Genomic DNA, 25,265 nt, shown 5'->3' with positions numbered 1-25,265 from the left:
CGCGCGGCGCCGACGGCTCAACCCGCCGCCCAGAGCTGCGCGCTCGGGAAATTCGTGCCGGCACGGGCGTGACTCGACAGCAGCAGGAAGGTAACGCCGCCGACTTCCACCAGGAAGTCGGGTAGGCGGTCGCCGTCGAGGTCCGCCACCGCATGCAGGCGCGTGGCGGATGCGGGCCGGCCGAGCACGTAGCGGTGATCGATCCCGCCATAGCGGATCACGTATTCGGTGCCACGGCCGCTGCTCTCGACGTGGAATTCCACCTCGGTCCTGCCAAGTGCGAGCCGGTACGCGTCGCCGACGCGCGGATGGAAGGCGCCCTGCGGGAACAGGTGGTTGACGCGCGTGCCCTCGAGGATCGTCGCGTCGGGCAGCTGCACGTACATCGTGCCGGCCGGCACGTCCTCGTCCCCGCACTCGGGGCGCGCCAGTCGGACGTCGATCGCATCGCCATGGACCGCAAGCCGATACCAGCCCTCGTCGCCCGACGCCACGTCGTTGGCGACGGCCTCCTCGCGCCAGAGCCGCGCGTCGAGCGACAGGCCCGCCTCGTTCAGGCCGCAGGCCCAGGTCGTGGCGGCAAGCGCCGCACCGGCGCAGGCGAGCGAGAACTGGCGCAGGGGGCGGTTCGCGTTCATCCCATTCATCGCGTTCATCGCATTTCTCCTTTTGTGTGCGATGAACCCATTCTTCGAATTCCGCCCGGAGCGAACAATGCGCGCGCCGGGCGGCTTCGTTCACGCCCCGGAAGAAATCCTCACGCGGACCCGCGCGGACGCCGCCGATAATCGTCCGCATGACGCGTGTCGCCGTGATCGAGGACGACCCGCCCACCAGCGACCAGCTGGCCGGCTGGATCCGATCGGTGCGCGAGGGCATCGAGGTCGACCAGTGGTTCACGCGCGACGACGCCGAGGCCGCCCTCGCGCGCAAGAGCTACGACGTCGTCCTGCTCGACATCGAGCTCGGGCGCGAGCGTCATGCCGGCGTGGCGCTCATCAATGCCATCAACAAGCAAGGCCGGGGCACGCCGGTCCTCGTCGTCTCCGCGATGCCCGCGACGATCTACCGCGGAATCATGAAGGCGCTCGACGCGTGGGACTACCTGCAGAAGACCACGTTCGAGGAGGCCGACTTCATCGAGACTTTCCTCGAGTTGCTGCGGGTCGCGCGCGAGCGCAAAGCGAAGGAAGCCGCGCCGCGTGGCGATGCGCCCGGCGAGCTTTCGCTCGACCCGCTCTGGCAGCGCACGCCGATGTGGCGGGGCCAGCGCATCAACCTGCCGCTGACCGCACAGCGCATCCTCGCCACGCTGTACCAGCGGCACGGGGAAGTCGTGAGCTACGACGACCTGTTCGAGGTCGTCAAGAGCGGGCGCAACCGCGACAACGTGCGCAAGCACGTGAGCACGATCCGCGACGCGTTCCGCGAGGTCGACGCCGCCTTCGACGGGATCGAGAACGTGCCGATGCGCGGCTTCCGCTGGGTCGGCGGGCCCCGCGGGGACGCGCGGCGCGGCGGCGCATGACGCGCGGACTCGAGCGACCGAGGCTCCGTCTCGGGCTCGCCTCGTTTCGCCTGCGCATCCTCTTTCGCGGCGTCTTCCTGTTGCTCGCCCTGGCGACGATCGCTTTCGCCGTCGTGCTGCTGCAGGACGAAAAGGACCGCAGCTACCGCAGCTACGAGCAGTCCCTGCGCCGCACGCAGGCCGACCTGCTCGCGCGCCTCAAGCAGCCGGCGGGCCTGTTCGCCTTGCTGAATGCCGGCGATTCCAGCGAGGCGTCCGAGGCGACGCCGCTGCGGCCGAAGGTGCTGCCGTATCCCTCGCTCGATTTCGACGATCCGAACCGGGCGCAGCAGGCCGTCGACGCGGCGGGCTGCGCCGTGCGCTACCCGGACGGCGGCACGCTCTGCGCGGGCGTGGGCAGCAGCGCGGTGGCCGGCGGCTTCCTCTATCTCGTCGGGAGTTTCCGCTCGGGCGAACTGGCGGGCCGCGAGGGCGGCGAGCTCGACATCGAAGCCTCGCACCGCGCCCGCGTGCGCGTCGAGATGCGCGGCGAGGTGCGCTCGTGGATCGCACCGTTCGAGCGGTTGTCGATGCGCGGCGAGCCGCTCGTGCGCGGGCGGCTGAGCGCTTTCGAGACGACCGGCGATCCCACCCTCGCGTCGGCCCGGCCCGTGCGGGATTTCCGCGGCTGGCTGTGGCAGAGCGCGACCTGCTCGGCGGGCGGCGAGCCTCCCGACTGCGCGCGCAGCGTGTTCTATGCGATGCGCCTGCCGCTGGATGCCTTGCGCGAAGGCACCCGCACCGCGTGGCCGCCGCCGGACCTGCGGCAGTCGCGCATCCACGTGCAGATGCTCGCGCCCGGCGATGGCCCGCCGCTTTTCGACAGCAATGCGCCGGGCGCGGAAGGCGCGGCCCCGCTGGAGCAGTTCGCGCGATCGCTGCTGCCGGGCGAGACGCTCACCGTGCGCGCGATGGATTCGGCGCAGCCGTCCGTCGTGCTCAAGGGCGCGACAGCGACGGAGCCGAGCTCTCCGCTCATCGTGCGCCTCATCGACCGCCTGCCGGTGGCGACGCGGCCCCCGCCCATGCAGGCGCGAGAGACGATCGCGACACCGCTCGGCTCGTACGACGTGCGCCTCGCCTCGGACGCACGCGGCATCGACCGCAACCTCGGCGCGATCGCGACGCGCCTGTCGTGGTACGTCGCGGCCATGCTGGGCGCCATCGCGCTCGCCTGGCTCGTGATCGAGGTGGGGCTCATCCGGCGCATCGCGGTGCTCGCGAAGCGCGCCGCGGCGGTGTCGCACGACGTACAGCACGACGCGCGCGGCGGGGAGCGCATCGGCCGGCTCGACGTGTCCGACCTGCGCGGCAACGACGAGCTCGGCCTGCTGGCCGGCGGCCTTGCCGACCTGCTGCAGCGCGTGAAGGACGACGTGCAGCGCGAGCAGCGCCGCGCGGGGCAGGAGCGCGACATGCTCCAGGCCGTGGGCCACGAGATCCTGTCGCCGCTGCAGTCGCTGATGGTGCTGCATCCTCATGCCGACGACCCGGCACACCGCTACGTGCAGCGCATGCAGCAGGCCGTGCGCGTGCTCTACGGACAGGCTTCGCCGAGCGAGGCGCTGGCGGCGGCGCGAATCGACGTCGCGCCGCTGGACCTCGATGCGTTCCTGCGCCACGTCGCGCAGAACGCGGGATTCGCGGGCATCGCCGACGTTCGGTATGCGGGCGCCGACAGGTCCGTCATGGTGCGGGCGGACGAGTTCGCGCTGGAGGATGTCGTGACGCACGTGCTGCGCAATGCCGAGCGCCACCGCACACCGGGCTCCGCCATCGAGATCGCGCTGTCCTTGCACGAAGGCCGGGCCGTGGCCGGCATCCGCAATGCGGGTCCGCCGATCGACAACGCCCTGCTGGATCGCATCTTCGACTATGGCGTGGGAGGCAGCGAGGCGGGCGAGGCGGGGGAGGCCGGCGAGCTTCGCGACGGACCCTCGGGCGAGCGTCGCGGCCAGGGCCTCTTCGTCGCGCGGACCTACATGGTCAAGATGGGCGGGACCATCGTGGCGCGCAACGTGTCCGGCGGTGTGTGCTTCGAGCTCGCTCTTCCGCGCGCCTGAGCACCATCCGCCTGACGCGGCGTCAGGCGAGATTGACGGCGCGGATGCGCGGCTTCGGCAATATGACGGTGCCGAGGGCCCGGTCCTGCGGCAGGCTGTCGCGCAGCACGGTGAGCTGCTGCGTGAATGTCGGGCGATGCACGGAGGCAAGGACGATGGTCTTGGGACGCTCGCCCCACACGAGGTCGATGGGATCGCGGTCGAGGTCGATGTGAGCGGTGTTCATGTTCTCTCCAGGCTGCGGCGTTCGATGGAGTGAAGTTTCGATCGCGGCCCCGCATGCCCTTTAGGGATTTCGACTAGGGCGCATGAGCATGTCGCCTAGCAGGCGGCGAGCGTCGATCGCCACCGGCTGAAGATCCGACGCGAACGGGTCAGAGCTCAGCGCGCGAGGGTGCTCGCCCCGAACAGGCTGCGGACGAACTCGACCGCCAGCTCGGCGGTGCGGTTACGGACGTCGAGCGCCGGGTTGATCTCGACGATGTCGACCGAGCCCAGCTGTCCGGTGTCCGCGATCATTTCCATGCAGAGCTGCATCTCGCGATAGGTCGGCCCGCCGCGCACGCCCGTCCCCACGCCGGGCGCGTCGAGGGGGTCGAGGCAATCGAGGTCGAAGCTCACGTGGAGGTGGGTGTCCTCGTCCACGGCATGGAGCGCCTGGGTCATCGTGTTGCGCATTCCGTGCTCGTCGATGTGCCGCATGTCGAACACCTGGAGGTCGAGCTGGCGTATCGCCTCCTTCTCCTCGACGTCGACGCTTCGGATGCCGATGAAGTCGATGTCGTGGGGGCCCAGCGCCGCGCGTTCGCCGCTCCAGCCGACCAGCGCGTCCGGGCCATGACCGAGCAGGCAGGCCACCGGCATGCCGTGCATGTTGCCGCTGGGACTGATCGCTTCCGTGTTGACGTCGGAGTGCGCGTCGAGCCAGATCACGCGCAGCTTCCTGCGCTGCGCGCGGCAATGCCGCGCGATCGCGCTGATGGAGCCGATGGCGATGCTGTGGTCGCCCCCCATGACGACGGGCACCTGGCCGTCACCGAGGATCGCGGTCACCGAGTCGTACACGGCGCGATTCCATGCCACGACCTCGTCGAGATGGCGCAGGCCCTGCGATGGCGGCTGCCAGGGGTTGGGCGGACCCGCGAGGTTGCCGCGGTCCACCACGTCGTAGCGGCAGGCCCGCAGCGCTTCCACCAGCCCGGCCACGCGCAAAGCGTCGGGTCCCATCCCTGCGCCGCGGACGCTGGCCCCGACATCGGTCGGCGCGCCGATCAGGCTGAGCGTCGTCATGCATTGGATTGTGGCGCAGCGCCGCCGCCAGCGGGGCGCTGGCCGCCGCTTGCATGCGTAGGCCGGAACGCAACCGTCCTCCTGCCCCCGCAGCAAGGCGGCCCGCCCGATAATGGCCGCATGGACGACATCGTGCGCCAGGCCATGGCCAAGTGGCCCAACGTTCCGCATTGCTACGGCTGGCTCGCGCTCGATGCGCGCGGCAACTGGTACATGCGCGACGACCGCGTGCAGGCGCTGGGGCCCTTCCCAGCACACAAGGGCTCGATGCTGCGGCACGAGAAGCTCGTCGACTTCATCCACCGCAACTACGATCGCGACGATGCGGGGCGCTGGTATTTCCAGAACGGGCCGCAGCGCGTCTACATCGAACTCGAATGCACGCCGCATGTGTGGCGCATCGCCGCCGATGGCGCGGTGACATCGCACACAGGGCCCCTGGCGCAGCCGCGTGCCTGCTTCACGGACGAAGCGGGGCGGGTCTATCTCGACACCGACCTGGGCATCGGCCTCGTGCACACGCTCGACATGGCGCTGGCCGCCGATGCGATCGAGGACGGGCGGTGGACGCCGCTGCCCGTGTCGTCGGCGGAACTCCCTTCGCGGTTCGGTTTCGTCACCAGCCCCGCCGCGGAAAACGCCTCGGCTCGCACCGCGCCATGAAAAAAGCCGCTCGGTGAGCGGCTTTTCGAGAGTGGACGGCGAACGGTCAGCGCACCGACTTCACCATGAAGTCGACGGCGGCGCGCACATCGGCGTCGGGGGCGGTCGACCCGCCCTTGGGCGGCATCGCGCCCTTGCCCTTGATCGCCGACTCGTAGAGCGCCGGCACGCCGGCCGCGAGCCGCGGAGCCCAGCCGGCCTTGTCGCCGAACTTCGGGGCGTTGGCCACGCCAGCCGCATGGCAAACCGCGCAGGCGGTCTTGTAGAGCGCTTCGCCGGCGCCGCCCGCGGCAGCGGCGGCGGGTGCAGGCGCTGCCGCCGCGGCCACCGCGACGGGCGCGGCGCTGGCGACCGGCGCGGTTGCAGCTGCGGCCGCAGCGACGGGCGCGGATGCGGGCGCGGATGGGCCGGCCTGCGCGGTGGCGGCTGCCGCGGCGGGGCGCTGCGGCTCGGCGAACTTGCCGCCGGCGGCATTGGCCAGGTAGGCGACCGCGCGTGCGATTTCCAGATCTTCGAAGTCGCCACCGGCTTGCGCCGGCATGGCGCCCTTGCCCTTGATGGCCGAGGCGACGAGGGCGTCGAAGCCGGTCGCGAGGCGGTTGGCCCACGACGGCGCGTCGCCGAGCTTGGGGGCGCCGGCCACGCCGGCCGTGTGGCAGGACGTGCATTGCGCCTTGTAGACCTCTTCGCCGCTCTTGAGCGGGCGATTGGCATCGCGAATTTCGACCGTGCCCACCTTGCGGATGCGCTCGACCGTGCCGCGCTCGATATCCTGCGCCGTCACGCCGCCGAGGGCGTACTTCGCGACGTCGGTGCTGCCCGCGGGCTTGTTGTCGGCGACGACGTAGGCCACGAGCGCGATGATGGCGAAGACCGGGACGAAGAAGGAGAAGAAGACCGCGATCAACAACTGCTTGGGTGTCTTGATCGGGCCGGTGTGGGCTTCTTCGTGCGTGCTGTCGCTCATGACGTCCTCGGAGTTCGCGGGCTATTCGAAAATCAACCTTCGATTATAGACGGCGCCCTTTTGCCCTCTTCGACGCGCCCCGCCGCGCACCGCAGCCGGGCGCGGCCGCTTACATGAGGGATAATCGCGCCTCGCTTTCCGAATGCGAAGCGGCTGTAGCTCAGTGGATAGAGTATTGGCCTCCGAAGCCAAGGGTCGTGGGTTCGATCCCCGCCAGCCGCGCCAGGTTTCGTCTCTCGCCAGGGATGCTTGCCCGGCACCGCCATGTTCCCTGAACTCCTCTTCGGCAGCCTCTTGCCGCTGCTCCTCCTCATCGGGCTCGGCTACGTCGCGGGCCGCTGGATGCAGGTCGACTCGCTCACGCTTGCGAAGCTGGGCATCTATTTCCTCGCGCCCTCCGTCACGTTCGGCGCGATGGCCCAGCTCGATTTCCGTCCCTCGTACCTGCTCCTTCCGCTGCTGCTCCTGGCGGTCGGAAGCTGCATCAGCGTCTTCGTCTATGCCGCGACGGCGCGCATCTTCACCGACAGCCGGCGCAATCTCGTCGCGATGGCGGCGTCCACCGCCAATACCGGGTATTTCGGCCTTCCCGTCGTCCTCGCCGTCGCCGGGCCGGATGCCGCCGGGATCTATCTGCTCGGCAACGTCGGCATCTCCTTGTCCGAATCGACGGTCGGCTACTACCTCGGCGCGCGGAGCACCTTCAGCGTACGCGACAGCGTCAAGCGCGTGCTGTCGCTGCCCGCGAACTATGCGGTCATCCTCGGACTGGCGTGGAACGCGCTCGACTTTCCGCTGCCTGCGGCGGCGCTGACCTGGTGGCAGCGGCTGACGGGTGCATGGATCATCGTCGGCATGATGCTGATCGGTGCCGCACTGAGCCAGGCCGGCGTATGGAAAGCCTCCGCAAGGCTAACGGGGGTGATGCTGGGCGTGAAATTCCTGCTGTGGCCCGCCTGCACGTGGGGCCTGGCCTTGCTGGACCGCGAAGTGCTGGGGCTCTTCGAGCCCCGCGTGCATACCCTGCTCCTCATCTTCGGAATCGTCCCCATGGCCGCGAACGTCGTCGCATTCGCGGCGCAGCTCAGGCTCCGGCCCGCGGAAGCCGCCTCGGTCGTCCTCCAGTCCACCGTGTTCGCGGTGTTCTACATCCCCCTCGTCCTGTGGATGGCCGGCATCGGCGCGAATCCGCGCTGAGCTTCTGGCATCATCCGCCGATGCTCGGACACGCTGCGCTTGCGATGTGGTGGGACATGGCCCCGGCGCAACGCCCGGAGTTCGAGCACTGGCACACGCACGAACACTATCCGGAGCGGCTGGGCATTCCCGGCTTTCTGCGGGCGAGCCGGTGGCGCGACGCCACGGGCGGCGAAGGCATCTTCCAGCTGTACGAGCTCGATACGCACGCCGTGCTTTCCTCGGATGCCTACCTGGCGCGCCTCAACGCGCCGACGCCGTGGTCGACGCGGATGATGCCCCACCATCGGAACATGGTGCGCAGCCAGTGCACCGTACTGGTCTCGCACGGAGGCGTGACGGCGCGGCACGCGCTGACCGTGCGGCTCTCGCCCGCCGAGGCGCGGGGGGAGGCGCTGTTGCAGGGACTCGCGCCCCTGCTCGAGGCGTTGCCGCATCGCCCGGGCGTGGGCGGCGCGCACCTGCTGAAGCACAGTCCTCCGCAGATCGCCGCGACCGCCGAGCAGAAGATTCGCGGCAACGACTCGTATGCGGACTGGGTGCTGGTGATCACCGGCTACGAGTTCGCTGCCCTCGAAGAGCTGGCGGGGGGCGAGCTCGGCGCCGCCGCGCTCGAGGCGCTCGGCGCCTCGGCGGGCGCCCTGCACGGGCGCTACCAGCTCGCCTACGCCGCGGTCCCCGCGGACATCGCATGAGCGCACTCCCCGCGCCGCGGGCGGGTCGTCGCGGCGTGGGTGACGCGCCATGAACATCGACGGCAACACCGGGCTGATCGCCCACCTGGGATGGCCGACCCATGCCTTCAAGGCGCCACTCATCTACAACCCGTACTTCGAGTCGGCGGGCGTCAATGCGGTGGTGGTGCCGATGGGGTGCAGGCCGCAAGCGTTCGAGGACGTGCTGCGAAGCTTCTTCCGACTGGAGAACGCACGGGGCGCGCTGGTGACGATGCCGCACAAGGTGAGCGTCGTCGGCCTGCTGGACGTTGCCTCTCCGGCCGTCGAGGTGGCGGGCGCGTGCAACGCAGTCAAGCGCCTGGCGGACGGGCGCCTGATGGGCGAGCAGTTCGATGGCGAAGGTTTCGTGCGCGGCATGCGGAGCAAAGGGCTGTCGACGCAGGGCGCGCGTGCGCTCGTCGTCGGCTGCGGGGGCGTCGGCTCGGCCATCGCCGCGGCGCTCGCGGGGGCCGGTGCGGAGGAAGTTGCCCTCTACGACATCGAAAAGGATTCCGAACGCGCGCTCGCCCAGCGCCTCGCCAAGCACTTCCCGCGGGTGCGCGTGGCGACCGGCAGCAACGATCCGGCCGGCTTCGACCTCGTCGTCAACGCCACGGCGCTCGGGATGAACCCGGGCGATCCGCTGCCGCTCGACGTGTCGCGCCTGGCCGCGAGCACGTTCGTCGGCGATGTCGTGATGAGCGCGGAAGTCACCGAATTCCTGCGTGCCGCGGGCGACCGGGGCTGCCGCGTGCAGGTCGGCACGGACATGCTGTTCGAAATGATTCCGCCGTACCTGGAGTTCTTCGGCTTCCCGACGACCACCGCGGATCGGCTGCGCGACGTCGCGCGGCTGCGCTACTGATGCGGTCGCGCAGGCGAGGGGTCAGCCGCGCGCCGAGCGTCGGCGAAGCAGAGGCGAGCTCTTCGCCGCGACCGCCAGTTCGTCGGCCGCCTCGACGAGCGGGCGGCCGAGCTCCTGCATGACCGCGGTCGTCAGCCGCTGCATCGGCCCGGCGATGGTGATGACGCCGGCGACTTCCCGGCCGCTTCCCTGCACGGGCGCCGCCATGGCGCTCATGCCCGGCGCATACATTTCCACCATCATGCTGAAGCCGCGCCGGCGGTCTTCCTCCAGGATCTTCATCAACGCCTTGAACGTGGTGGGCGCCTTGGGGCCGTACTCGCGCGGCGTGCCGAAGCCTTGCCGCGCGACGAGTTCCGTCGCGCGCTCCTCGTCCAGGGTCATCAGCCAGGCATGGCCGGCCGCGGTACACGACAGGGGCACGTCGATGCCCATGTCGGGGTCGTAGCGCAGGCCCGCGCGCGCGCCTTGCGCCTTGGCGACGAAAGTGAGACGGTCTTCGTCGACGAGCGCGAGACGCACGAGTTCGCCGCACTCCTCCGCGAGCCGGTCGATGATGGGCTGGGCGATGTCGAGGATGCCGGCTGCGCCCAGAAAACTCAAGCCCAGCGCGGGCAGGCGCGTGGTCAGCGCGTAGTCGCCCATCGCGCGCAACTGGCGCACGTAGCCGCAACGCACCAGATCCGCCAACAGCCGATGGCAAGCGCTGCGCGGCAGGTTGAGTTCGTCGGCGAGCGCCGTCAGCGGCAGGCCCTCGGGTTGCGACGCCAGTGTCTCCAGGATGCGCAGCGTGCGATCGACGGTGCCCGAGAGAACGGCGCTCGAGTTCGTCATATGAAAATGGTTTCCAGTTCGGAACAGTGTTCTGACATGCCAATTATCATGCCCGACGTTTCGACAGACAACTCCAGGAGACACGCGTGACCCCGATGACCCGCCGCGGCCTTGCCGCCTTCGCCTTCCTCTTCGCCGCCGTCGGCGCCAGCGCGCAAGTGCAGGAACGCACGATCAAGTTCGGCCACCTGAACAACGTCGGCCATCCCACCAGCCTGGGCGTGCAGAAGTTCGCCGAGCTCGTGGCCGCCAAGAGCGGCGGCAAGATCAAGGTGCAGGAATTCGCCGCGTCGCAGCTGGGCAACGAACTGCAGCAGCAGTCCGCGCTGCAAGGCGGGGTGCAGGAAATGCTGGTCGCCTCCACGACCTCGCTGAACGGCATCGTCAAGGAGTTCGGCATGCTCGACTTCCCCTTCCTGTTCGCGAATGCGAAGCAGGCGGACGCGATGGTCGACGGCCCGCTCGGCAAGGCGCTCGCCGCCAAGCTGCCGGAAAAGGGCGTCATCGTGCTGGCCTTCTTCGACCTCGGTTTTCGCAACGTGACCAACAGCAAGCGGCCGATCACGAAGGGTTCCGACCTGGAGGGCCTGAAGCTTCGCGTGATCCCCAACCCGGTGTTCCTGGAGACCTTCAAGACCTTCAACGCGAACCCGCTGCCGATGCCGTTCGCCGAACTGTACGGCGCGCTCGAGAGCAAGGCGGTCGATGGCCAGGAGAATCCGTTCGCCGTGATCGCATCGAGCAAGTTCTTCGAGGTGCAGAAGTTCGTGAGCGGCACCAATCACGTCTACGCGACCAACCCCGTGCAGATCAGCAAGCGCTTCTGGGATCGCCTCTCCGCGCAGGAGCGGAAGATCCTGCAGGACGCCGCCATCGAAGCGCAGAACTGGCAGCGCGTGGTGAGCCGCGAAGTCTCCAGCAAGGCGCTGGGCGAGCTGACGGCCAAGGGCATGGTCTACAACGACATCGCGCCCGCCGAACTCGCGAAGATGCGCGCCGCGGTGCGCCCGGTCTACGACAAGTTCGCCGCGGCCTACGACCCGACCCTGGTGACGCTCTTCCGGGCCGAACTGGAACGCGTGTCCAAGCTCTGATGCACGACCCGGCGCCCGTGAAATTCCTCGTCCTGCACGGTCCGAACCTGAACCTGTTCGGACGCCGCGAGCCCCACATCTACGGCCACACCACCCTGGCCGAGATCGATGCGCGGCTCGCCGATCTCGCGCGGGAGCTCGGGGTGCAGCTCGAGACGATCCAGTCCAACCATGAAGGCGCGCTGGTGGACTTCCTGCATCGCTACATCGACGAGGCCCAGGGGGCGCTCGTCAATCCGGCGGGGCTCACCCAGCATGGCGTGCCGCTGCACGACGCCATCAAGGCCATGCCGTTCCCGGTGATCGAGGTGCATATGTCCAACATCGCCGCGCGGGAAGCCTGGCGCGTGCATTCGATCATCTCGCCGGCCGTCAAGGCCACGATCCAGGGGCTCGGGCCGCACTCCTATCTGATGGGACTGCGGGCCCTGGCCGCCCTGGCCGGCGAGAAGGGCTGAGGGCCGCGTGCAGCGCCTGATCGACGCCCTGTGCCGCGTCCTGGAAGCGGCGATCGCCGCCGCCTTGGCCCTGATGGTGGTTCTCGTCTTCGGCAACGTGGTGATGCGCTACGGCTTCAATTCCGGCATCGGCGTGTCGGAGGAGTTGTCGCGGTGGCTGTTCATCTGGGGCACCTTCCTCGGTGCGCTGGTCGCGCTGCGCCAGCACGGCCATCTGGGCATGGACATGGTCGTGAGCAAGCTGCCGCCGGCCGGCAAGAAGGTGTGCCTGGTTCTCAGCCACGCGCTCATGCTCGCGATCGTCGCCATGCTCGGCAGGGGCGGCTGGGAGCAGGTCAAGATCAACTGGGACGTGAGCGCCCCCACCACCGGCTGGTCGATGGCGATCGTGCATTCGGCTTCCGTCGTGTTCGCCGCGGTCGCGGGCCTGATCCTGCTCGCGGACATGGCGCGCCTGTTCACCGGCCGGCTCGCCGACGATGAACTGGTCATGGTGCAAGAGTCCGAGGAGAGCGCGCAGTTGCGCGACATCGTCGGACCGGGGACCCGCCCATGACGCTGGTCGTCTTCGTCGGCGCGCTGCTGGCGGCCATGTCCATCGGCATGCCGATCGCCTTCGCGCTGCTCGCGAGCGGTGTCGCGCTGATGTGGCACCTGGACATGCTGGATTTCCAGATCCTCGCGCAGAACCTGATCGGCGGGGCCGACAGCTTCCCGCTCCTTGCCGTTCCGTTCTTCATGCTGGCCGGCGAGGTGATGAACGTCGGCGGCCTGTCGCGGCGCATCGTCGACCTGGCGCTCGCGATGGTGGGACACATCCGCGGCGGCCTCGGCTACGTGACGATCATGGCAGGGTGCCTTTTGTCGGCCCTGTCGGGCTCCGCCGTCGCGGACGCGGCGGCGCTGACCGCGCTTCTCCTGCCGATGATGGTCAAGGCCGGGCACGATCGCAAACGTGCCGCCGGGCTCATCGCCGCCACCGGCGTGATCGGTCCGGTGATCCCGCCGAGCATCGGACTCGTGATCTTCGGGGTGGCGGCGAACGTGTCGATTTCCAAGCTGTTTCTCGCGGCCATCGTGCCCGGGCTGCTGATCGGCGGCGCACTGTGGGTCACGTGGGCCTGGCTCGTTCGCGCGGAGAAGATCGAGCCGGCGCCGCGCAAGTCCACGGCGGAGGTCTGGGCCGCCGCGCGGGGCGCCGGCTGGGCGCTGCTGCTGCCGCTGATCATTCTCGTCGGCCTGCGCATGGGCGTGTTCACCCCGACCGAGGCCGCGGTCGTGGCGGCCGTCTACGCCCTGTTCGTCTCCACCGTCATCTACCGCGAACTGAAGCTGCGCGACCTCTATCCCGTGTTCGTGGCCGCGGCAAAGACGAGCGCGGTCGTGATGTTCCTGATTGCCGCCGCGATGGTGAGCGCCTGGCTGATCACCGTCGCCAACCTTCCCGGCATGGTGACCGAACTGCTTCGGCCGCTCCTGGGCAGTCCCATCATTCTGATGATGGCCATCATGCTGCTGGTGATGGTCGTGGGCACCGCCCTGGACATGACGCCCACGATCCTGATCCTTACTCCGGTGCTGATGCCCGTGGTGAAGGCCGCCGGGATCGACCCGGTCTATTTCGGCGTGATGTTCATCATCAACAACTCCATCGGCCTCGTGACGCCGCCGGTCGGCACGGTGCTGAACGTGGTCGCCGGCGTGGGACGCATGAAGCTGGACGACGTGACCCGGGGCGTGCTGCCCTTCATGGCCGCGGAGTTCGCGATCCTCTTCTTGATGACCCTCTTCCCGGCGCTGGTGACCGTCCCGGCTCGCTGGCTGTCGGGCTGACGCGTCGGCGCAGGCGCGCTCAGGCGTCCCAGCCGGTACGCTGCCAACCGCGTTCGAGGGCGTAGTTCACCGTCGCGCGCGCGAGCTCCAGCGAGCTGTCCATGAGATGCAGGCCCAGCGCGTCGGTGTAGCGTGCCGCGAGCGGGATCTCGGTGCAGCCCATGATGACCGCCGTCGCCCCTTGCGCCTTCACGACGGCCAGCGCCTTGCCCAGGCTCTCGCCGCCGTCCTTCATGTCGCCCGCCTTGATCTGGCGAATGCAGTCGTTGACGAAGGGCTGCGTGTCCTGGTCGGGGACGCCGTAGGGAATGCCGCGCTCGTCGAGCGCTGACTGGTAGAAGCCGGACACGAGCGCGCCCTGTGTCGCGAGCACCGCGACCTTGCCCGCGGCCTCGCGCGGAATCGCGGCCACGCAGGCGCGCGCGATGTGCAGGATTGGCACCTTGCTGCGCTCGCTCATCTCCCGGTACCAGTGGTGCGAGGAATTGCAGGGGATCGCGATGACGCCGACTTCGGCTCGGTTGAGGAAGTCGATGCCCTCGAGCAGTTGCGGCAAGGGATCCTTGCCGGTGCCGAGGATGGCGCGCGAGCGGTCATGGACGTGGGGCAGGCTCGCCACGATGACGGGCAGATGGTCCTGGTCACGCCGAGCCGGCGTGAGTTGCACCAGCTTGTCCATGAAGTCGACGGTGGCCGCCGGGCCCATGCCGCCGAACACTCCGATACGGGACATGGGGACTCCTTTGGCGTTGCGTCAGATCTTCAGCGGCTTGGGACAGATGAGCGAGACGGCCGCGGTGTTGCCGATGACGAGCACCAGCGTGCGCAGCATGTCGCAGATCGGGTCGACCGCGAGGAACAGGATGAAGGCCGCCTCGAACGGCAGGCCGAGGTAGGCACAGGTCATGCCGACCAGCGACACCGTGACCAGGCCGGTCATGCCCGCCGATGCGAATCCGGCAAGGACCGAAGCGCCCATGACGATCGACACGTCCGCGAAGGTGAGATCGCGGCCATAGAGTTGAGCGATGAAGAGCGTCGCGCACACGTAGTACACCACCGGGCCGACGCGAAGCAGCGACACGGACAGCGGCACGAGCAGCTCGACGCGGGAGCGCGCGAAGCCCAGCCTGTCGGCCAGGCTCTCGATCATCACCGGCATGCAGGTTGCGCTGCTGCGCGTGGCGAGCGCCAGCGCGAACGGTCCGCGCAAGGCGTCGAGCGTCTGGCCGAATGAGTTGTTCGAGCGCCGCCAGATGATGATGGCGGCCGCGACGATGATGATGACGGAGGCGATGAAGAAGGCGACCACGAACTGCATCATGGCCTGCAGCGGCCCGACGCCCGTCTTACCCAACTGGGCCGCGCTCATGCAGAACAGCACCAGCGGCAGGGGAAAATTCAGCCAGCGCACGAGCGTCTGGCACGAGTGGTAGATCGTCTCCAGCGAGTGCGTGAGGCCATCGGAAATGCGAGATGGCACATGGCCGACCGCGAGCCCGAAAAGCATCGCGAACACGAGCGCCTTCAGCGTATCCCCGCTGGCGAGTGCGGAGAAGATGTTGGCAGGCACGAGGCTCAGCAGCACTTCGGAGAAGGTGACCTGCTTGCGCGGCTCGTCCGTCCCCTTCAGGCTCATCGCGGTGTCGCTCGACGCGAGGTCGTTGCCCACGATCTCACCGAAGGTCTTCATCGTCTCGCTCGACAGGTTCTCACCGGGCCGAACAATCAGCAGCGTCAGCGCGCCGATGATCGCGACCGCGATCGAGAACGCGAGGAACACACCCGCGAGCCGTCCGAGCAGCTGGCCGGTGCCCCCTTCGCGGAACAGCCGCTGGAGGCTGAAGATGACCGCGGACACCATGAAGGGCAGCGTGATCATCTTGAGCAGGTCGACGTAGATGTCGCCGAACACGCCGAGGCCGATGGCCTGCTGCGGCCAAAGCGTGCCGACGAGGAATCCCAAGCCCAGACTGCCGATGATGACCCAGGGGTTCAGGACGAAAGCGTAGATTTTCTTGGCGTCCATGTCGACGGCCCTCCGATGGCTATTTCTCGAGTGCCGACAGCACTTTGTTGACGGTGAGCTTCTCGGCCCGCTGGGACAGGAACTCGTTCAGGAACGCAAGCAGCACGTGGTCGTTGATGCCCACCGCGATGCCGAGGGTGTCCTCGAGGTCCTTGAAGGTGACCGTGCGCAGCACGAGTGATGCCGTGGAGTCTGCCTTCAGGATGCGCTTGACCTCGAACTCGTCGCGATACGCGCCGATGATCTCGCCGCGGTCGAGCGCCTTGAGCACGTCCGGCCAGCCGGGATACTCGATGACCTTTGCGCTCGGGAAGTTGCGGCGCGCATAGTCCGAGAACGACGAGCGCGCGATCACCCCGATCGACCCCTTGAACCCGCGGATGACCTCCGGCAAGGCACGATCGCGCGCGAACGCGGCGAACTTCACCCGGTTGAGGATGAGCGCGTGGTTCATGACCAGATAGGGCTGCGTGAAGCTGATGACCTGCGCCCGGGCCAGGGTGCGCGACAGCTTCGACAGGCCCATGTCGGCCTCGCCCTTGGCCACGATGTCGACGACGCCGTTGAACGTCTTGGCCTGGCGATTGAACTTGAGGTTGACCCCCATCTCCTTGGCGATGGCTTTCGCGAGGTCCACCTCGACGCCGACGAGTTCGCCGTTGCGCTCGTAGAAAAAGGGGGGTGTGTCGACGCCGAGCATTGCCACGACGAGCTCGCCGCGCTGCACGATGCGCGCGATGTCCGGTGCGAGCATGCGGCCATCGGCGACGCGCACGAGGCCGCCGAGCGGCATGGCCGAGGATGCGGCCATGGGAACCGCCGTTGGCGCGGCCGCCGTGGCGGAAGCGGCAAGCCGGGGAGCCGCCGCGGGCGCAGCCGGTGCTTGCGCCAGGGCGGCGCCGAACATCTGGCACAGGGCGAAAACGAGCAGCACCCGAAGCCATGCTGCCGGCCCTCCATCGCTCGACCCCAGGCCGGCGGCCGCATTCGCTCGCTGCATCCCCATCACTGTTACCTCTGATACTGACCGGGGGTCATCGTATCGATGCACGTCCGATCCGGCAACACCGATGCGGCAGGATTTCCCCTATCCGAAGGCAAAAAAAAACGCCTACACGATCGTGTAGGCGTTTCCAATTTTTGGTTGCGCGGGCAAGATTTGAACTTGCGACCTTTGGGTTATGAGCCCAACGAGCTACCAGGCTGCTCCACCGCGCGTCAAGAGGTTGATTATAGCGCGATCAGGCTTCGCTTTGCTCGCCGGCGGCAGGCGTCGCGTCCGGATCGGGGCGATCCACCAGTTCGACCAGCGCCATCGGCGCGTTGTCGCCGACGCGGAAGCCGATCTTCAGGATGCGGGTGTAGCCGCCGGGACGCGCCTTGTAGCGCGGGCCGAGCTCGCCGAACAGCTTCGTGACGATGTCGCGGTCGCGCAGGCGGTCGAAGGCGAGGCGCTTGTTGGCGACCGTCGGCTCCTTGGCCAGCGTGATCATCGGCTCGACGACGCGGCGGAGTTCCTTGGCCTTCGGGACCGTGGTCTTGATCGCCTCGTGCTGGAGCAGCGAGTTCATCATGTTGCGCAGCATCGCCTGGCGATGCTCGCTGGTGCGGTTGAGTTTGCGGAGGCCGTGTCCGTGGCGCATGGTGTGTTCCTTTCCTTATTTCAAAGGCAGCCGTGTCAGGTACTGCCAGTTCACCATTTCAGATTCGATCGATTAACGCTTGTCGAGGCCGGCGGGCGGCCAGGACTCCAGCTTCATGCCGAGCGTGAGCCCGCGCGAAGCCAGCACTTCCTTGATTTCGTTGAGCGACTTGCGGCCCAGGTTCGGCGTCTTGAGCAGCTCGTTTTCCGTGCGCTGGATCAGGTCGCCGATGTAGTAGATGTTCTCGGCCTTCAGGCAGTTCGCGGAGCGAACCGTGAGCTCGAGCTCGTCGACCGGACGCAGCAGGATCGGATCGAACTGCTGGCTCGAACGCTGGACCGGCTGGTCGAAGGCGGCGAGCTCGCTGCCCTCGAGCTGAGCGAACACGGCGAGCTGCTCGACGAGGATCTTGGCCGAAGCGCGCACGGCGTCTTCGGCAGTGATCGCGCCGTTGGTCTCGATCTCCATCACCAGCTTGTCGAGGTCGGTGCGCTGCTCGACGCGGGCGCTCTCGACGGTGTAGCTCACGCGCTTGACGGGCGAGAACGACGCGTCGAGGACGATGCGGCCGATCGACTTGGTCGGCTCGTCGCCGTAGCGGCGCATCGTGCCGGGCACGTAGCCGCGGCCCTTCTCGACCTTGATCTGCATGTCGATCTTGCCGCCCTGGGACAGGTTGGCGATGACATGCTCGGGGTTGATGATCTCGACGTCGTGCGGCGTCTGGATGTCGGCCGCGGTCACGACGCCTTCGCCATCCTTGCGCAGCGAAAGCGTCACTTCGTCACGGTTGTGGAGCTTGAACACCACACCCTTCAGGTTCAGCAGGATGCCGACGACGTCTTCCTGCACCCCGTCGATCGACGAATACTCGTGCAGCACGCCGGCGATGGTCACCTCGGTGGCCGCATACCCGACCATCGACGAGAGCAGCACCCGGCGCAGCGCGTTGCCGAGCGTGTGGCCGTAGCCTCGCTCGAACGGCTCCAGGGTCACCTTGGCGCGGTTGGCGCCGAGTTGCTCCACGTTGATGGCTTTGGGTTTCAGCAAATTGGTCTGCATGCAGGGCTTCCTCTCAATACCCCCGGCTCGTTACACCGGTAAGGCTGGTGGACTAAAGAAAAATCAACGCGAATACAGTTCGACGATCAGCGATTCGTTGATGTCGGCGCCGAATTCGTCGCGATCGGGCACCTTCTTGAAGGTGCCTTCGGCCTTGTCGGCACTCACTTCGACCCATGCGGGCATGCCGACCTGCGCTGCGAGCTGGAGCGCTTCGACCACGCGGTTCTGCTTCTTCGACTTGTCGCGAACCGCCACCAGGTCGCCGGCCTTCACCAGGTACGAGGGGATGTTCACCGGCTTGCCGTTGACCGTGATCGCGCAATGGCTCACCAGCTGGCGGGCTTCCGCACGCGTGGAGCCGAAGCCCATGCGGTAGACGACGTTGTCGAGGCGCGACTCGAGCAGGAAAAGCAGGTTGGCGCCGGTGTTGCCCTTGCGGCGCTCGGCTTCTTCGAAGTAGCGGCGGAACTGCTTCTCGAGCACGCCGTACATGCGCTTGACCTTCTGCTTCTCGCGCAGCTGCAGGCCGAAGTCGCTGGTGCGCTGGCCCGAGGTGCGGCCGTGCTGGCCGGGCTTGGAGTCGAACTTGGCCTTGTCGCTGATCGAGCGGCGGGCGCTCTTCAGGAACAGGTCGGTGCCTTCACGGCGGGAGAGTTTGGCCTTGGGGCCGAGATAACGTGCCACTTTGCTTTCCTTGAATGACTACCCCGGCCTCGTGCCGGGGGAGCCGGTGGCGCATGCGCCGCCGGCGGTGGGCTTCGAAAACGAGCCCTGGATCCCTGCACGCGCAGGGACAGGCTCAGATACGGCGGCGCTTCTGCGGGCGGCAGCCGTTGTGCGGAACCGGCGTCACATCGGAGATCGAGGTGATGCGGATACCGAGCGCGGCCAGCGCGCGCACCGACGACTCGCGACCCGGGCCAGGGCCCTTGATCTCGACGTCGAGGTTCTTGATGCCCTGGTCGATCGCGGCGCGGCCGGCGACCTCCGAGGCGACCTGCGCCGCGAACGGCGTCGACTTGCGCGAGCCCTTGAACCCCTGGCCGCCGGAGGAGGCCCAGGAGAGCGCGTTGCCCTGCCGGTCGGTGATCGTGATGATCGTGTTGTTGAACGACGCATGCACGTGGCAGATGCCGCCCGAAACGTTCTTCCGGACCTTCTTGCGGACGCGCTGCGCGGCGTTATTGGCGGGAGCCTTGGCCATGTCTTATCTTCCTGATTATTTCTTCAGCGCCTGGGCGGCCTTGCGCGGACCCTTGCGAGTGCGGGCATTGGTGCGCGTGCGCTGGCCTCGCATGGGCAGGCCGCGGCGATGGCGGAAACCGCGATAGCACCCGATGTCCATCAGACGCTTGATGTTCATCGTGGTCTCGCGGCGCAAGTCGCCCTCGATCGTGAACTGGCCGATCTGCTCGCGGATCTTCTCCATCTCGGCGTCGGTCAGGTCCTTGATCTTCTTCGAGTACGCGATGCCGCAGGCTTCGCAGATCTTGCGAGCGCGCGTGCGGCCGATGCCGAAGATCGCCGTCAGGCCGATCTCGGCGTGTTGGTGCGGCGGAATGTTGATGCCAGCGATACGTGCCATGTTCGTCCTCTAAAACTTAGCCTTGCCGCTGCTTGTGGCGCGGATCGGTGCAGATCACGCGGACAACACCCTTGCGGCGGATGATCTTGCAGTTGCGGCAGATCTTCTTCACGGAAGCCGAAACTCTCATTGCTATCTCTCCTAAATCTCTTTCGCCTGCGCGGCGCGAATTCTTCTCAGCCGCCCGGCGACGTCTTGAAGTTGGCTTTCTTGAGCAGCGATTCGTACTGCTGGCTCATGAGGTAGTTCTGCACCTGGGCCATGAAGTCCATCGTCACCACCACGATGATCAGCAGCGAGGTGCCGCCGAAGTAGAAGGGGACGTTGTATTTCAGGATCAGGAACTCGGGCAGCAGGCAAACGAAGGTGATGTACACCGCGCCGGCCAGCGTGAGCCGCACCAGGATCTTGTCGATGTAGCGCGCCGTCTGGTCGCCGGGACGGATCCCGGGGATGAATGCGCCGCTCTTCTTCAGGTTGTCGGCGGTCTCGCGGCTGTTGAACACGAGCGCCGTGTAGAAGAAGCAGAAGAACACGATGGCAGCGGCGTACAGCAGCACGTAGATCGGCTGTCCCGGCGTCAGCGTGGACGCGATGTCCTTGAGCCACCGCATGCCGTCGCCCGTCGAGAACCAGCTCACCACCGTGGCCGGCAGCAGGATGATCGACGACGCGAAGATCGGCGGGATCACGCCAGCCATGTTCAGCTTCAGGGGCAGGTGGGACGACTGGCCGCCATACACCTTGTTGCCGACCTGCCGCCGCGCATAGTTGACGAGGATCTTGCGCTGGCCGCGCTCCACGAACACCACGAAGTAGGTCACCGCCGCCACGACCAGCACGATCGCGATCGCGGTAAGGGGACCCATCGCGCCGGTGCGCACGAGTTCGAGCAGGCCGCCGATGGCCGAAGGCAGTCCGGCCGCGATGCCGGCGAAGATCAAGATCGAGATCCCGTTGCCCAGCCCACGCTCGGTGATCTGCTCGCCCAGCCACATCAGGAACATCGTGCCGGCCGTGAGGCTGACCATCGCGCTCATGCGGAAGCCGAATCCCGGATTGATCACCAGACCCGGCGATCCTTCGAGCGCCATGGCGATGCCGAGCGACTGGAAGATCGCCAGGCCCAAGGTGCCGTAGCGGGTGTACTGCGTGATCTTGCGCCGGCCCGCCTCGCCCTCTTTCTTCATCTGCTCGAACGTGGGGACCACGTAGGTGAGCAGCTGCATGATGATCGAGGCCGAGATGTACGGCATGATGCCCAGCGCGAACACCGTGAACCGCGACAGCGCGCCGCCCGAGAACATGTTGAACAGGCTCAGGATGCCGCCCTGCTGGCCCTTGAACAGCTGTGCGAGCTGCTCCGGGTTGATGCCGGGGACGGGGATGTGCGCGCCGATGCGATAGACCACCAGAGCGAGCAGCAGGAAGACCAGCCGGCGACGCAGGTCGCCGTACTTGCCGGTCTTCGCGATTTGTGCAGCGCTAGTTGCCACTCGAGTCCTTCGTGAGGGTCAAAGCCATCCGGCTCAGTTGAGGCTGCCGCCCGCCGCTTCGATCGCGGCCTTGGCGCCGGCGGTCGCGCCGATGCCCGTGAGCTTCACGGCCTTGGTCAGCTCGCCCGACTTCACGACCTTCACGTTCTTCACGATCTGGGCCACGAGCTTGGCTTGCTTCAGCGCGAGCAGGTCGACCTCCGCCGCCCCGAGCTTCTCGAGCTGGGCCAGCGTCACTTCGCCGTTGAACTTGAGGTTCTGCGACTTGAAGCCACGCTTGGGCAGGCGACGCTGCAGCGGCATCTGGCCGCCCTCGAAGCCGACCTTGTGATAGCCGCCCGCGCGGGACTTCTGACCCTTGTGGCCACGGCCGGCGGTCTTGCCGAGGCCGGAGCCGATGCCGCGACCGACGCGGCGGCGCGGCTTCTTGGAGCCTTCGCCGGGTTGAATCGAATTGAGTTCCATGTCAGATCACCCGGATGAGGTAGTCGATCTTGTTGATCATTCCGCGCACGGCCGGGGTGTCCTCGAGCTCGCTCACGGAATTCAGCTTGCGCAGGCCGAGGCCGCGCACCGTGGCGCGGTGATCGGACTTGGTGCCGATCGGGCTGCGCACGAGCTGCACCTTGACCTTCTTCTGTTGTTCGTTCGCCATTTGCGTACTCCTTAGGCCGAGAAGAGCTCTTCGACCGACTTGCCGCGCTTGGCCGCCACTTCCGCGGGGGTCGTGGAGTTCTTCAGCGCGTCGAACGTGGCGCGGACCATGTTGTACGGGTTCGTCGAACCGTGGCTCTTGGCCACGATGTCGGTGATGCCCATGACTTCGAACACGGCGCGCATCGGGCCGCCGGCGATGATGCCCGTGCCCTTGGGAGCCGGCGCCATCATGACGCGAGCCGCGCCGTGGTGGCCATGCACCGCGTGGTGGATCGTGCCGTTCTTGAGCGACACCTTGGTCATGCCGCGGCGCGCTTCTTCCATCGCCTTCTGCACGGCCAGCGGCACTTCCTTCGACTTGCCCTTGCCCATGCCGACGCGGCCATCGCCGTCGCCAACCACGGTCAGTGCGGCGAAGCCCAGGATTCGGCCGCCCTTCACCACCTTGGTGACGCGGTTCACCGCGATCATCTTTTCCTTGAGGCCGTCTTCCGGACCGTCACCCTGCGTCTTCGCTTGGATCTTTGCCATTTTCAGATTCCTGGTCCGTTAGAACTGCAAGCCGGCTTCACGGGCCGCATCGGCAAGCGCCTTGACGCGGCCGTGGTAGGCGAAGCCCGAGCGGTCGAACGCGACCTTCTCGACGCCGGCGGCCTTCGCCTTCTCGGCGATGCGCTTGCCGATCGCGGCGGCAGCGGCGGTCGTTGCGCCCTTGCCCGTGGCACCCAGCTCCTTGCGGATGTCGGTTTCGACGGTCGAGGCCGAGGCCAGGACCTGCGTGCCGTCGCCGGATACCACGCTGGCGTAGATGTGCAGGTTGGTGCGGTTCACCATCAGGCGAGCCGTGCCTTGCGTGGCGATGCGGATGCGGGTCTGGCGCGCACGGCGCAGACGCTGCTCTTTCTTCGTCAACATCGTCATGCTCCTTACTTCTTCTTCGTCTCTTTGATCGTGATCCGCTCGTTCGCGTAGCGAATGCCCTTGCCTTTGTAGGGCTCGGGCGGGCGGACGGCACGGATCTCGGCGGCCAGCTGGCCAACACGCTGGCGGTCGGCGCCCTTGACGACGATTTCCGTCGGCGTGGGCGTCTCGAACTTGATGCCTGCGGGCATGTCGACGTTGACGGGGTGCGAATAGCCGACCGCGAGGTTCAGCTTGTTGCCTTGCATCGCGGCCTTGTAGCCGACACCGACCAGGCTGAGCTTCTTCTCGAAGCCCTTGGTCACGCCCACGACCATGTTGTTCACCAGCTGGCGCATGGTGCCGCTCATGGCATTGGCTTCGCGGGACTCGTCGATGGGGGTGAACGTCAACTTGCCGTCTTCGTTCGTCACCTTCACCAGCGTGTTCGTGGCGAGCGACAGCGTGCCGCCGGCGCCCTTGACGCTGATCTGGTCATCCTTGATCGCCACGTCGACGCCCTGGGGGACGGCGACCGGCATTTTTCCGACTCGGGACATATGCTATTTCCTCCCGATCAGGCAACGTAGCAGAGGACTTCGCCGCCGACGCCGCTTGCGCGCGCCTTGCGGTCCGTCATCACGCCCTTGGGGGTGGTCACGATCGCGACGCCCAGGCCGTTCTGCACCTGGGGAATGTCGTCGCGGCCCTTGTAGACGCGCAGGCCGGGACGGCTCACGCGCTCGATGCGCTCGATCACGGGACGGCCGGCGTAGTACTTGAGGGCGATTTCGAGTTCGCTCTTGTTGCCCTCGGTCTTCACCTGGAATCCGTCGATGTAGCCCTCGTCCTTCAGGACCTGGGCGATGGCGACCTTCACCTTGGAGGAGGGCACCGTCACCGTGGCCTTGGCGACCATCTGCGCGTTGCGAATGCGCGTCAGCAGGTCGGCAATGGGATCACTCATGCTCATGTTTGTGTCTCCTGCCGGCTTACCAGCTGGCCTTGGTCACGCCCGGGATGTCGCCGGTGAAGGCCATCTCGCGGATCTTGCTGCGGGCCAGACCGAACTGGCGGAACGTTCCGCGCGGCCGGCCGGTGATTTCGCAACGATTGCGCTGGCGCGTGGGGTTCGCGTTGCGCGGCAGCTTCTGCAGCGAATCGCGCGCGGCTGCACGCTCTTCGTCGCTGCGCTTGGCATCGTTGGCGATGGTCTTGTATTCCTCGTACTTCTTCGCGTACTTGGCGACCAGCTTCTCGCGCTTGAGTTCGCGCTGGATCAAAGCAGTTTTAGCCACGATGCACCTTCAGTTCTTGAACGGGAAACGGAAGCCGGCGAGGAGCGCCTTGCACTCTTCGTCCGTCTTGGCCGTGGTGGTGATGGAGATGTTCAGGCCGCGAATGGCGTCGACCTTGTCGTACTCGATCTCGGGAAAGATGATCTGCTCTTTCACGCCGATGTTGTAGTTGCCGCGGCCGTCGAAGGCACGGGCGGACACACCGCGGAAGTCGCGCACGCGGGGCAGGGCCACGGTGACGAAGCGATCGAGGAATTCGTACATGCGCGCGCCGCGCAGCGTGACCATGGCGCCGATGGCCTGGCCTTCGCGGATCTTGAAGCCGGCGATGGCCTTCTTGGCCTTGGTCACCACGGGCTTCTGGCCGGCGATCTTGGTCAGGTCGCCCACGGCGTTGTCCATGACCTTCTTATCGGCGACCGCCTCGCTCACACCCATGTTCAGCGTGATCTTGGTGATGCGGGGCACCTGCATCGGGGACTTGTAGCCGAACTTCTCGCTCAGCTCCTTGGCCACCTTCTCGCGATAGTGCTGCTGCAGCCGCGCCGGGACGCCGGACTTCTCGGGCCGTCCGCCCGCCTGCTTCTGCGACTCCGCTTTCGCCGGCTTCTCGGCTTTCGCTTGCTTGTCTGCCATGGTCATGCCACCTTGATGTCTTCGCCGGACGACTTGAACACGCGCGAGCGGTTGTCGCCATCGACCTTGATGCCCACGCGATCGGCCTTGCCGGTGGCGGGGTTGTAGATAGCCACGTTGGACTGGTGGATGGGCATGGCCTTTTCCACGATGCCGCCGGTGGTGCCCTTCATCGGGTTCGGCTTGGTGTGCTTCTTCACCAGGTTGATGCCGTCGACGATCAGGTAGTCGGCATCCTTGCGCAGCGAGACCTTGCCGCGCTTGCCCTTGTCGCGGCCGGCCAGCACGATGACCTCGTCGCCCTTGCGGATCTTGTTCATGGCGGATTCCTTAGAGGACTTCGGGCGCCAGCGACACGATCTTCATGAACTTCTCGGTGCGCAGTTCGCGCGTCACCGGGCCGAAGATG

General features: G+C 67.1%; 35 protein-coding genes and 2 tRNA genes. 11 read left to right on the top strand and 26 right to left on the bottom strand.

Features of this window, described 5'->3' with window-relative positions:
* Positions 1–17: 17 nt before the first annotated feature.
* Entirely contained in the window at positions 18–656 is a 639-nt protein-coding gene (locus AB7E83_RS17520; protein WP_428571712.1) for a hypothetical protein, read from the bottom strand.
* A 140-nt stretch (positions 657–796) separates the two neighbouring features.
* Between AB7E83_RS17520 and AB7E83_RS17515 the strand changes: the two genes are divergently transcribed.
* Positions 797–1,528 carry a response regulator transcription factor gene (locus tag AB7E83_RS17515; protein ID WP_428571711.1) on the top strand — a complete coding sequence of 244 codons (732 nt, stop codon included), beginning with the start codon at positions 797–799 and terminating at the stop codon, positions 1,526–1,528.
* Positions 1,525–3,630: a sensor histidine kinase gene (locus AB7E83_RS17510; RefSeq protein ID WP_428571709.1), complete on the top strand. Its 2,106-nt coding sequence runs from the start codon at positions 1,525–1,527 to the stop codon at positions 3,628–3,630. Before AB7E83_RS17515 ends, AB7E83_RS17510 begins: the two co-directional genes overlap by 4 nt.
* Before the next feature lie 22 nt (positions 3,631–3,652).
* On the opposite strand, the gene AB7E83_RS17505 is transcribed toward AB7E83_RS17510, so the two are convergent.
* Positions 3,653–3,856 carry a hypothetical protein gene (locus tag AB7E83_RS17505; RefSeq protein ID WP_428571707.1) on the bottom strand — a complete coding sequence of 68 codons (204 nt, stop codon included), beginning with the start codon at positions 3,854–3,856 and terminating at the stop codon, positions 3,653–3,655.
* A 155-nt stretch (positions 3,857–4,011) separates the two neighbouring features.
* The gene (rocF, locus tag AB7E83_RS17500) at positions 4,012–4,920 is read right to left on the bottom strand and encodes an arginase (protein WP_428571706.1); all 909 of its coding nucleotides are present in this window, start codon (positions 4,918–4,920) and stop codon (positions 4,012–4,014) included.
* A gap of 120 nt (positions 4,921–5,040) precedes the next feature.
* Here rocF and AB7E83_RS17495 point away from each other — a divergent pair, with 120 nt between their 5' ends.
* Positions 5,041–5,583 (top strand): DUF2946 family protein, encoded by a 543-nt coding sequence (locus AB7E83_RS17495; RefSeq protein WP_428571704.1) that lies wholly within the window; start codon positions 5,041–5,043, stop codon positions 5,581–5,583.
* Between the two features lie 46 nt (positions 5,584–5,629).
* Here AB7E83_RS17495 and AB7E83_RS17490 read toward each other — a convergent pair whose 3' ends face one another.
* A complete protein-coding gene (locus AB7E83_RS17490) occupies positions 5,630–6,550 on the bottom strand; it encodes a c-type cytochrome (protein ID WP_428571702.1) in 921 nt (306 codons plus the stop codon).
* Positions 6,551–6,699: 149 nt separating this feature from the next.
* Between AB7E83_RS17490 and AB7E83_RS17485 the strand changes: the two genes are divergently transcribed.
* From AB7E83_RS17485 to AB7E83_RS17470, 4 genes are all read left to right on the top strand, one after another.
* Positions 6,700–6,775 (top strand) — tRNA-Arg (locus AB7E83_RS17485).
* A 39-nt stretch (positions 6,776–6,814) separates the two neighbouring features.
* Complete coding sequence (locus tag AB7E83_RS17480; RefSeq protein ID WP_428571701.1) at positions 6,815–7,747, top strand: AEC family transporter; 933 nt, start codon at positions 6,815–6,817, stop codon at positions 7,745–7,747.
* A gap of 20 nt (positions 7,748–7,767) precedes the next feature.
* Positions 7,768–8,442 (top strand): hypothetical protein, encoded by a 675-nt coding sequence (locus AB7E83_RS17475; protein ID WP_428571699.1) that lies wholly within the window; start codon positions 7,768–7,770, stop codon positions 8,440–8,442.
* A 49-nt stretch (positions 8,443–8,491) separates the two neighbouring features.
* The gene (locus tag AB7E83_RS17470) at positions 8,492–9,328 is read left to right on the top strand and encodes a shikimate dehydrogenase family protein (protein WP_428571697.1); all 837 of its coding nucleotides are present in this window, start codon (positions 8,492–8,494) and stop codon (positions 9,326–9,328) included.
* 21 nt (positions 9,329–9,349) lie between these two features.
* On the opposite strand, the gene AB7E83_RS17465 is transcribed toward AB7E83_RS17470, so the two are convergent.
* Positions 9,350–10,162: an IclR family transcriptional regulator gene (locus AB7E83_RS17465; protein WP_428571696.1), complete on the bottom strand. Its 813-nt coding sequence runs from the start codon at positions 10,160–10,162 to the stop codon at positions 9,350–9,352.
* 95 nt (positions 10,163–10,257) lie between these two features.
* Here AB7E83_RS17465 and AB7E83_RS17460 point away from each other — a divergent pair, with 95 nt between their 5' ends.
* Genes AB7E83_RS17460 through AB7E83_RS17445 form a run of 4 tightly spaced genes read left to right on the top strand, consistent with a single transcriptional unit; the run spans position 10,258 to position 13,547 of the window.
* Positions 10,258–11,256: a TRAP transporter substrate-binding protein gene (locus AB7E83_RS17460; protein ID WP_428571785.1), complete on the top strand. Its 999-nt coding sequence runs from the start codon at positions 10,258–10,260 to the stop codon at positions 11,254–11,256.
* A gap of 17 nt (positions 11,257–11,273) precedes the next feature.
* On the top strand, positions 11,274–11,714 hold the full coding sequence (locus AB7E83_RS17455; RefSeq protein WP_428571694.1) for a type II 3-dehydroquinate dehydratase: 441 nt from the start codon (positions 11,274–11,276) through the stop codon (positions 11,712–11,714).
* Between the two features lie 7 nt (positions 11,715–11,721).
* Positions 11,722–12,270 carry a TRAP transporter small permease gene (locus AB7E83_RS17450; protein WP_428571692.1) on the top strand — a complete coding sequence of 183 codons (549 nt, stop codon included), beginning with the start codon at positions 11,722–11,724 and terminating at the stop codon, positions 12,268–12,270.
* A complete protein-coding gene (locus tag AB7E83_RS17445; protein WP_428571690.1) occupies positions 12,267–13,547 on the top strand; it encodes a TRAP transporter large permease subunit in 1,281 nt (426 codons plus the stop codon). Before AB7E83_RS17450 ends, AB7E83_RS17445 begins: the two co-directional genes overlap by 4 nt.
* Before the next feature lie 19 nt (positions 13,548–13,566).
* On the opposite strand, the gene AB7E83_RS17440 is transcribed toward AB7E83_RS17445, so the two are convergent.
* The 21 genes from AB7E83_RS17440 to AB7E83_RS17340 all read right to left on the bottom strand — a co-directional run.
* Positions 13,567–14,280 (bottom strand): aspartate/glutamate racemase family protein, encoded by a 714-nt coding sequence (locus tag AB7E83_RS17440; RefSeq protein ID WP_428571689.1) that lies wholly within the window; start codon positions 14,278–14,280, stop codon positions 13,567–13,569.
* A 21-nt stretch (positions 14,281–14,301) separates the two neighbouring features.
* A complete protein-coding gene (locus AB7E83_RS17435; RefSeq protein WP_428571687.1) occupies positions 14,302–15,576 on the bottom strand; it encodes a dicarboxylate/amino acid:cation symporter in 1,275 nt (424 codons plus the stop codon).
* Between the two features lie 19 nt (positions 15,577–15,595).
* Entirely contained in the window at positions 15,596–16,387 is a 792-nt protein-coding gene (locus tag AB7E83_RS17430; protein WP_428571686.1) for a substrate-binding periplasmic protein, read from the bottom strand.
* A 330-nt stretch (positions 16,388–16,717) separates the two neighbouring features.
* Positions 16,718–16,794 (bottom strand) — tRNA-Met (locus AB7E83_RS17425).
* A 23-nt stretch (positions 16,795–16,817) separates the two neighbouring features.
* Positions 16,818–17,219, bottom strand: a complete 402-nt coding sequence (gene rplQ / locus AB7E83_RS17420; RefSeq protein WP_428571685.1) for a 50S ribosomal protein L17 — start codon at positions 17,217–17,219, stop codon at positions 16,818–16,820.
* A 72-nt stretch (positions 17,220–17,291) separates the two neighbouring features.
* Entirely contained in the window at positions 17,292–18,281 is a 990-nt protein-coding gene (locus tag AB7E83_RS17415; RefSeq protein ID WP_428571684.1) for a DNA-directed RNA polymerase subunit alpha, read from the bottom strand.
* A gap of 63 nt (positions 18,282–18,344) precedes the next feature.
* On the bottom strand, positions 18,345–18,968 hold the full coding sequence (gene rpsD / locus AB7E83_RS17410; protein WP_428571682.1) for a 30S ribosomal protein S4: 624 nt from the start codon (positions 18,966–18,968) through the stop codon (positions 18,345–18,347).
* Positions 18,969–19,083: 115 nt separating this feature from the next.
* Entirely contained in the window at positions 19,084–19,488 is a 405-nt protein-coding gene (gene rpsK / locus AB7E83_RS17405) for a 30S ribosomal protein S11 (protein ID WP_428571680.1), read from the bottom strand.
* A 15-nt stretch (positions 19,489–19,503) separates the two neighbouring features.
* Positions 19,504–19,869 carry a 30S ribosomal protein S13 gene (gene rpsM / locus AB7E83_RS17400; protein ID WP_428571679.1) on the bottom strand — a complete coding sequence of 122 codons (366 nt, stop codon included), beginning with the start codon at positions 19,867–19,869 and terminating at the stop codon, positions 19,504–19,506.
* Between the two features lie 16 nt (positions 19,870–19,885).
* A complete protein-coding gene (gene rpmJ, locus AB7E83_RS17395; RefSeq protein WP_011481465.1) occupies positions 19,886–19,999 on the bottom strand; it encodes a 50S ribosomal protein L36 in 114 nt (37 codons plus the stop codon).
* A gap of 46 nt (positions 20,000–20,045) precedes the next feature.
* Positions 20,046–21,365, bottom strand: a complete 1,320-nt coding sequence (gene secY, locus AB7E83_RS17390) for a preprotein translocase subunit SecY (protein WP_428571677.1) — start codon at positions 21,363–21,365, stop codon at positions 20,046–20,048.
* A gap of 33 nt (positions 21,366–21,398) precedes the next feature.
* Positions 21,399–21,830, bottom strand: coding sequence for a 50S ribosomal protein L15 (gene rplO / locus AB7E83_RS17385; protein ID WP_428571676.1), 432 nt, complete (start codon positions 21,828–21,830; stop codon positions 21,399–21,401).
* A 1-nt stretch (position 21,831) separates the two neighbouring features.
* On the bottom strand, positions 21,832–22,020 hold the full coding sequence (rpmD, locus tag AB7E83_RS17380; protein WP_428571674.1) for a 50S ribosomal protein L30: 189 nt from the start codon (positions 22,018–22,020) through the stop codon (positions 21,832–21,834).
* An 11-nt stretch (positions 22,021–22,031) separates the two neighbouring features.
* Positions 22,032–22,553 carry a 30S ribosomal protein S5 gene (gene rpsE, locus AB7E83_RS17375; protein WP_428571672.1) on the bottom strand — a complete coding sequence of 174 codons (522 nt, stop codon included), beginning with the start codon at positions 22,551–22,553 and terminating at the stop codon, positions 22,032–22,034.
* 18 nt (positions 22,554–22,571) lie between these two features.
* A complete protein-coding gene (gene rplR, locus AB7E83_RS17370; protein WP_428571670.1) occupies positions 22,572–22,937 on the bottom strand; it encodes a 50S ribosomal protein L18 in 366 nt (121 codons plus the stop codon).
* An 11-nt stretch (positions 22,938–22,948) separates the two neighbouring features.
* A complete protein-coding gene (gene rplF, locus AB7E83_RS17365) occupies positions 22,949–23,482 on the bottom strand; it encodes a 50S ribosomal protein L6 (protein ID WP_428571668.1) in 534 nt (177 codons plus the stop codon).
* 17 nt (positions 23,483–23,499) lie between these two features.
* Positions 23,500–23,895, bottom strand: a complete 396-nt coding sequence (gene rpsH / locus AB7E83_RS17360) for a 30S ribosomal protein S8 (RefSeq protein WP_428571666.1) — start codon at positions 23,893–23,895, stop codon at positions 23,500–23,502.
* A gap of 19 nt (positions 23,896–23,914) precedes the next feature.
* Entirely contained in the window at positions 23,915–24,220 is a 306-nt protein-coding gene (gene rpsN / locus AB7E83_RS17355; RefSeq protein WP_428571664.1) for a 30S ribosomal protein S14, read from the bottom strand.
* 9 nt (positions 24,221–24,229) lie between these two features.
* A complete protein-coding gene (gene rplE / locus AB7E83_RS17350; RefSeq protein WP_428571662.1) occupies positions 24,230–24,856 on the bottom strand; it encodes a 50S ribosomal protein L5 in 627 nt (208 codons plus the stop codon).
* 2 nt (positions 24,857–24,858) lie between these two features.
* On the bottom strand, positions 24,859–25,176 hold the full coding sequence (gene rplX / locus AB7E83_RS17345) for a 50S ribosomal protein L24 (RefSeq protein ID WP_428571660.1): 318 nt from the start codon (positions 25,174–25,176) through the stop codon (positions 24,859–24,861).
* Between the two features lie 10 nt (positions 25,177–25,186).
* Positions 25,187–25,265: uL14 family ribosomal protein (locus AB7E83_RS17340; RefSeq protein WP_428571783.1), on the bottom strand; the 79-nt coding region annotated here is incomplete at its 5' end.

This window comes from Ramlibacter sp. (genome assembly GCF_050250995.1).
In the GTDB taxonomy this organism is placed as follows: Bacteria; Pseudomonadota; Gammaproteobacteria; order Burkholderiales; family Burkholderiaceae_C; genus Ramlibacter.
The sequence above is the reverse complement of the archived record's forward strand: the minus strand, read 5'-3'. Positions and strand labels throughout refer to the sequence as shown.

Bases quoted from the DNA above. Each gene is read 5' to 3' on its own strand.
- rplR (WP_428571670.1), bottom strand. From the start codon at position 22,937: ATGTTGACGAAGAAAGAGCAGCGTCTGCGCCGTGCGCGCCAGACCCGC.
- rocF (WP_428571706.1), bottom strand. From the start codon at position 4,920: ATGACGACGCTCAGCCTGATCGGCGCGCCGACCGATGTCGGGGCCAGC.
- AB7E83_RS17460 (WP_428571785.1), top strand. From the start codon at position 10,258: ATGACCCGCCGCGGCCTTGCCGCCTTCGCCTTCCTCTTCGCCGCCGTC.
- AB7E83_RS17430 (WP_428571686.1), bottom strand. From the start codon at position 16,387: ATGGCCGCATCCTCGGCCATGCCGCTCGGCGGCCTCGTGCGCGTCGCC.
- rpsE (WP_428571672.1), bottom strand. From the start codon at position 22,553: ATGGCAAAGATCCAAGCGAAGACGCAGGGTGACGGTCCGGAAGACGGC.
- rpmJ (WP_011481465.1), bottom strand. From the start codon at position 19,999: ATGAGAGTTTCGGCTTCCGTGAAGAAGATCTGCCGCAACTGCAAGATC.
- AB7E83_RS17415 (WP_428571684.1), bottom strand. From the start codon at position 18,281: ATGCAGACCAATTTGCTGAAACCCAAAGCCATCAACGTGGAGCAACTC.
- rplE (WP_428571662.1), bottom strand. From the start codon at position 24,856: ATGGCAGACAAGCAAGCGAAAGCCGAGAAGCCGGCGAAAGCGGAGTCG.
- AB7E83_RS17475 (WP_428571699.1), top strand. From the start codon at position 7,768: ATGCTCGGACACGCTGCGCTTGCGATGTGGTGGGACATGGCCCCGGCG.
- rpsM (WP_428571679.1), bottom strand. From the start codon at position 19,869: ATGGCACGTATCGCTGGCATCAACATTCCGCCGCACCAACACGCCGAG.
- AB7E83_RS17480 (WP_428571701.1), top strand. From the start codon at position 6,815: ATGTTCCCTGAACTCCTCTTCGGCAGCCTCTTGCCGCTGCTCCTCCTC.
- AB7E83_RS17510 (WP_428571709.1), top strand. From the start codon at position 1,525: ATGACGCGCGGACTCGAGCGACCGAGGCTCCGTCTCGGGCTCGCCTCG.
- rplF (WP_428571668.1), bottom strand. From the start codon at position 23,482: ATGTCCCGAGTCGGAAAAATGCCGGTCGCCGTCCCCCAGGGCGTCGAC.
- AB7E83_RS17465 (WP_428571696.1), bottom strand. From the start codon at position 10,162: ATGACGAACTCGAGCGCCGTTCTCTCGGGCACCGTCGATCGCACGCTG.
- AB7E83_RS17505 (WP_428571707.1), bottom strand. From the start codon at position 3,856: ATGAACACCGCTCACATCGACCTCGACCGCGATCCCATCGACCTCGTG.
- rpsH (WP_428571666.1), bottom strand. From the start codon at position 23,895: ATGAGCATGAGTGATCCCATTGCCGACCTGCTGACGCGCATTCGCAAC.
- rpsK (WP_428571680.1), bottom strand. From the start codon at position 19,488: ATGGCCAAGGCTCCCGCCAATAACGCCGCGCAGCGCGTCCGCAAGAAG.
- AB7E83_RS17515 (WP_428571711.1), top strand. From the start codon at position 797: ATGACGCGTGTCGCCGTGATCGAGGACGACCCGCCCACCAGCGACCAG.
- rpmD (WP_428571674.1), bottom strand. From the start codon at position 22,020: ATGGCGAACGAACAACAGAAGAAGGTCAAGGTGCAGCTCGTGCGCAGC.
- rplX (WP_428571660.1), bottom strand. From the start codon at position 25,176: ATGAACAAGATCCGCAAGGGCGACGAGGTCATCGTGCTGGCCGGCCGC.
- AB7E83_RS17440 (WP_428571689.1), bottom strand. From the start codon at position 14,280: ATGTCCCGTATCGGAGTGTTCGGCGGCATGGGCCCGGCGGCCACCGTC.
- AB7E83_RS17495 (WP_428571704.1), top strand. From the start codon at position 5,041: ATGGACGACATCGTGCGCCAGGCCATGGCCAAGTGGCCCAACGTTCCG.
- AB7E83_RS17435 (WP_428571687.1), bottom strand. From the start codon at position 15,576: ATGGACGCCAAGAAAATCTACGCTTTCGTCCTGAACCCCTGGGTCATC.
- AB7E83_RS17490 (WP_428571702.1), bottom strand. From the start codon at position 6,550: ATGAGCGACAGCACGCACGAAGAAGCCCACACCGGCCCGATCAAGACA.
- rplO (WP_428571676.1), bottom strand. From the start codon at position 21,830: ATGGAACTCAATTCGATTCAACCCGGCGAAGGCTCCAAGAAGCCGCGC.
- AB7E83_RS17520 (WP_428571712.1), bottom strand. From the start codon at position 656: ATGAACGCGATGAATGGGATGAACGCGAACCGCCCCCTGCGCCAGTTC.
- AB7E83_RS17445 (WP_428571690.1), top strand. From the start codon at position 12,267: ATGACGCTGGTCGTCTTCGTCGGCGCGCTGCTGGCGGCCATGTCCATC.
- rplQ (WP_428571685.1), bottom strand. From the start codon at position 17,219: ATGCGCCACGGACACGGCCTCCGCAAACTCAACCGCACCAGCGAGCAT.
- AB7E83_RS17470 (WP_428571697.1), top strand. From the start codon at position 8,492: ATGAACATCGACGGCAACACCGGGCTGATCGCCCACCTGGGATGGCCG.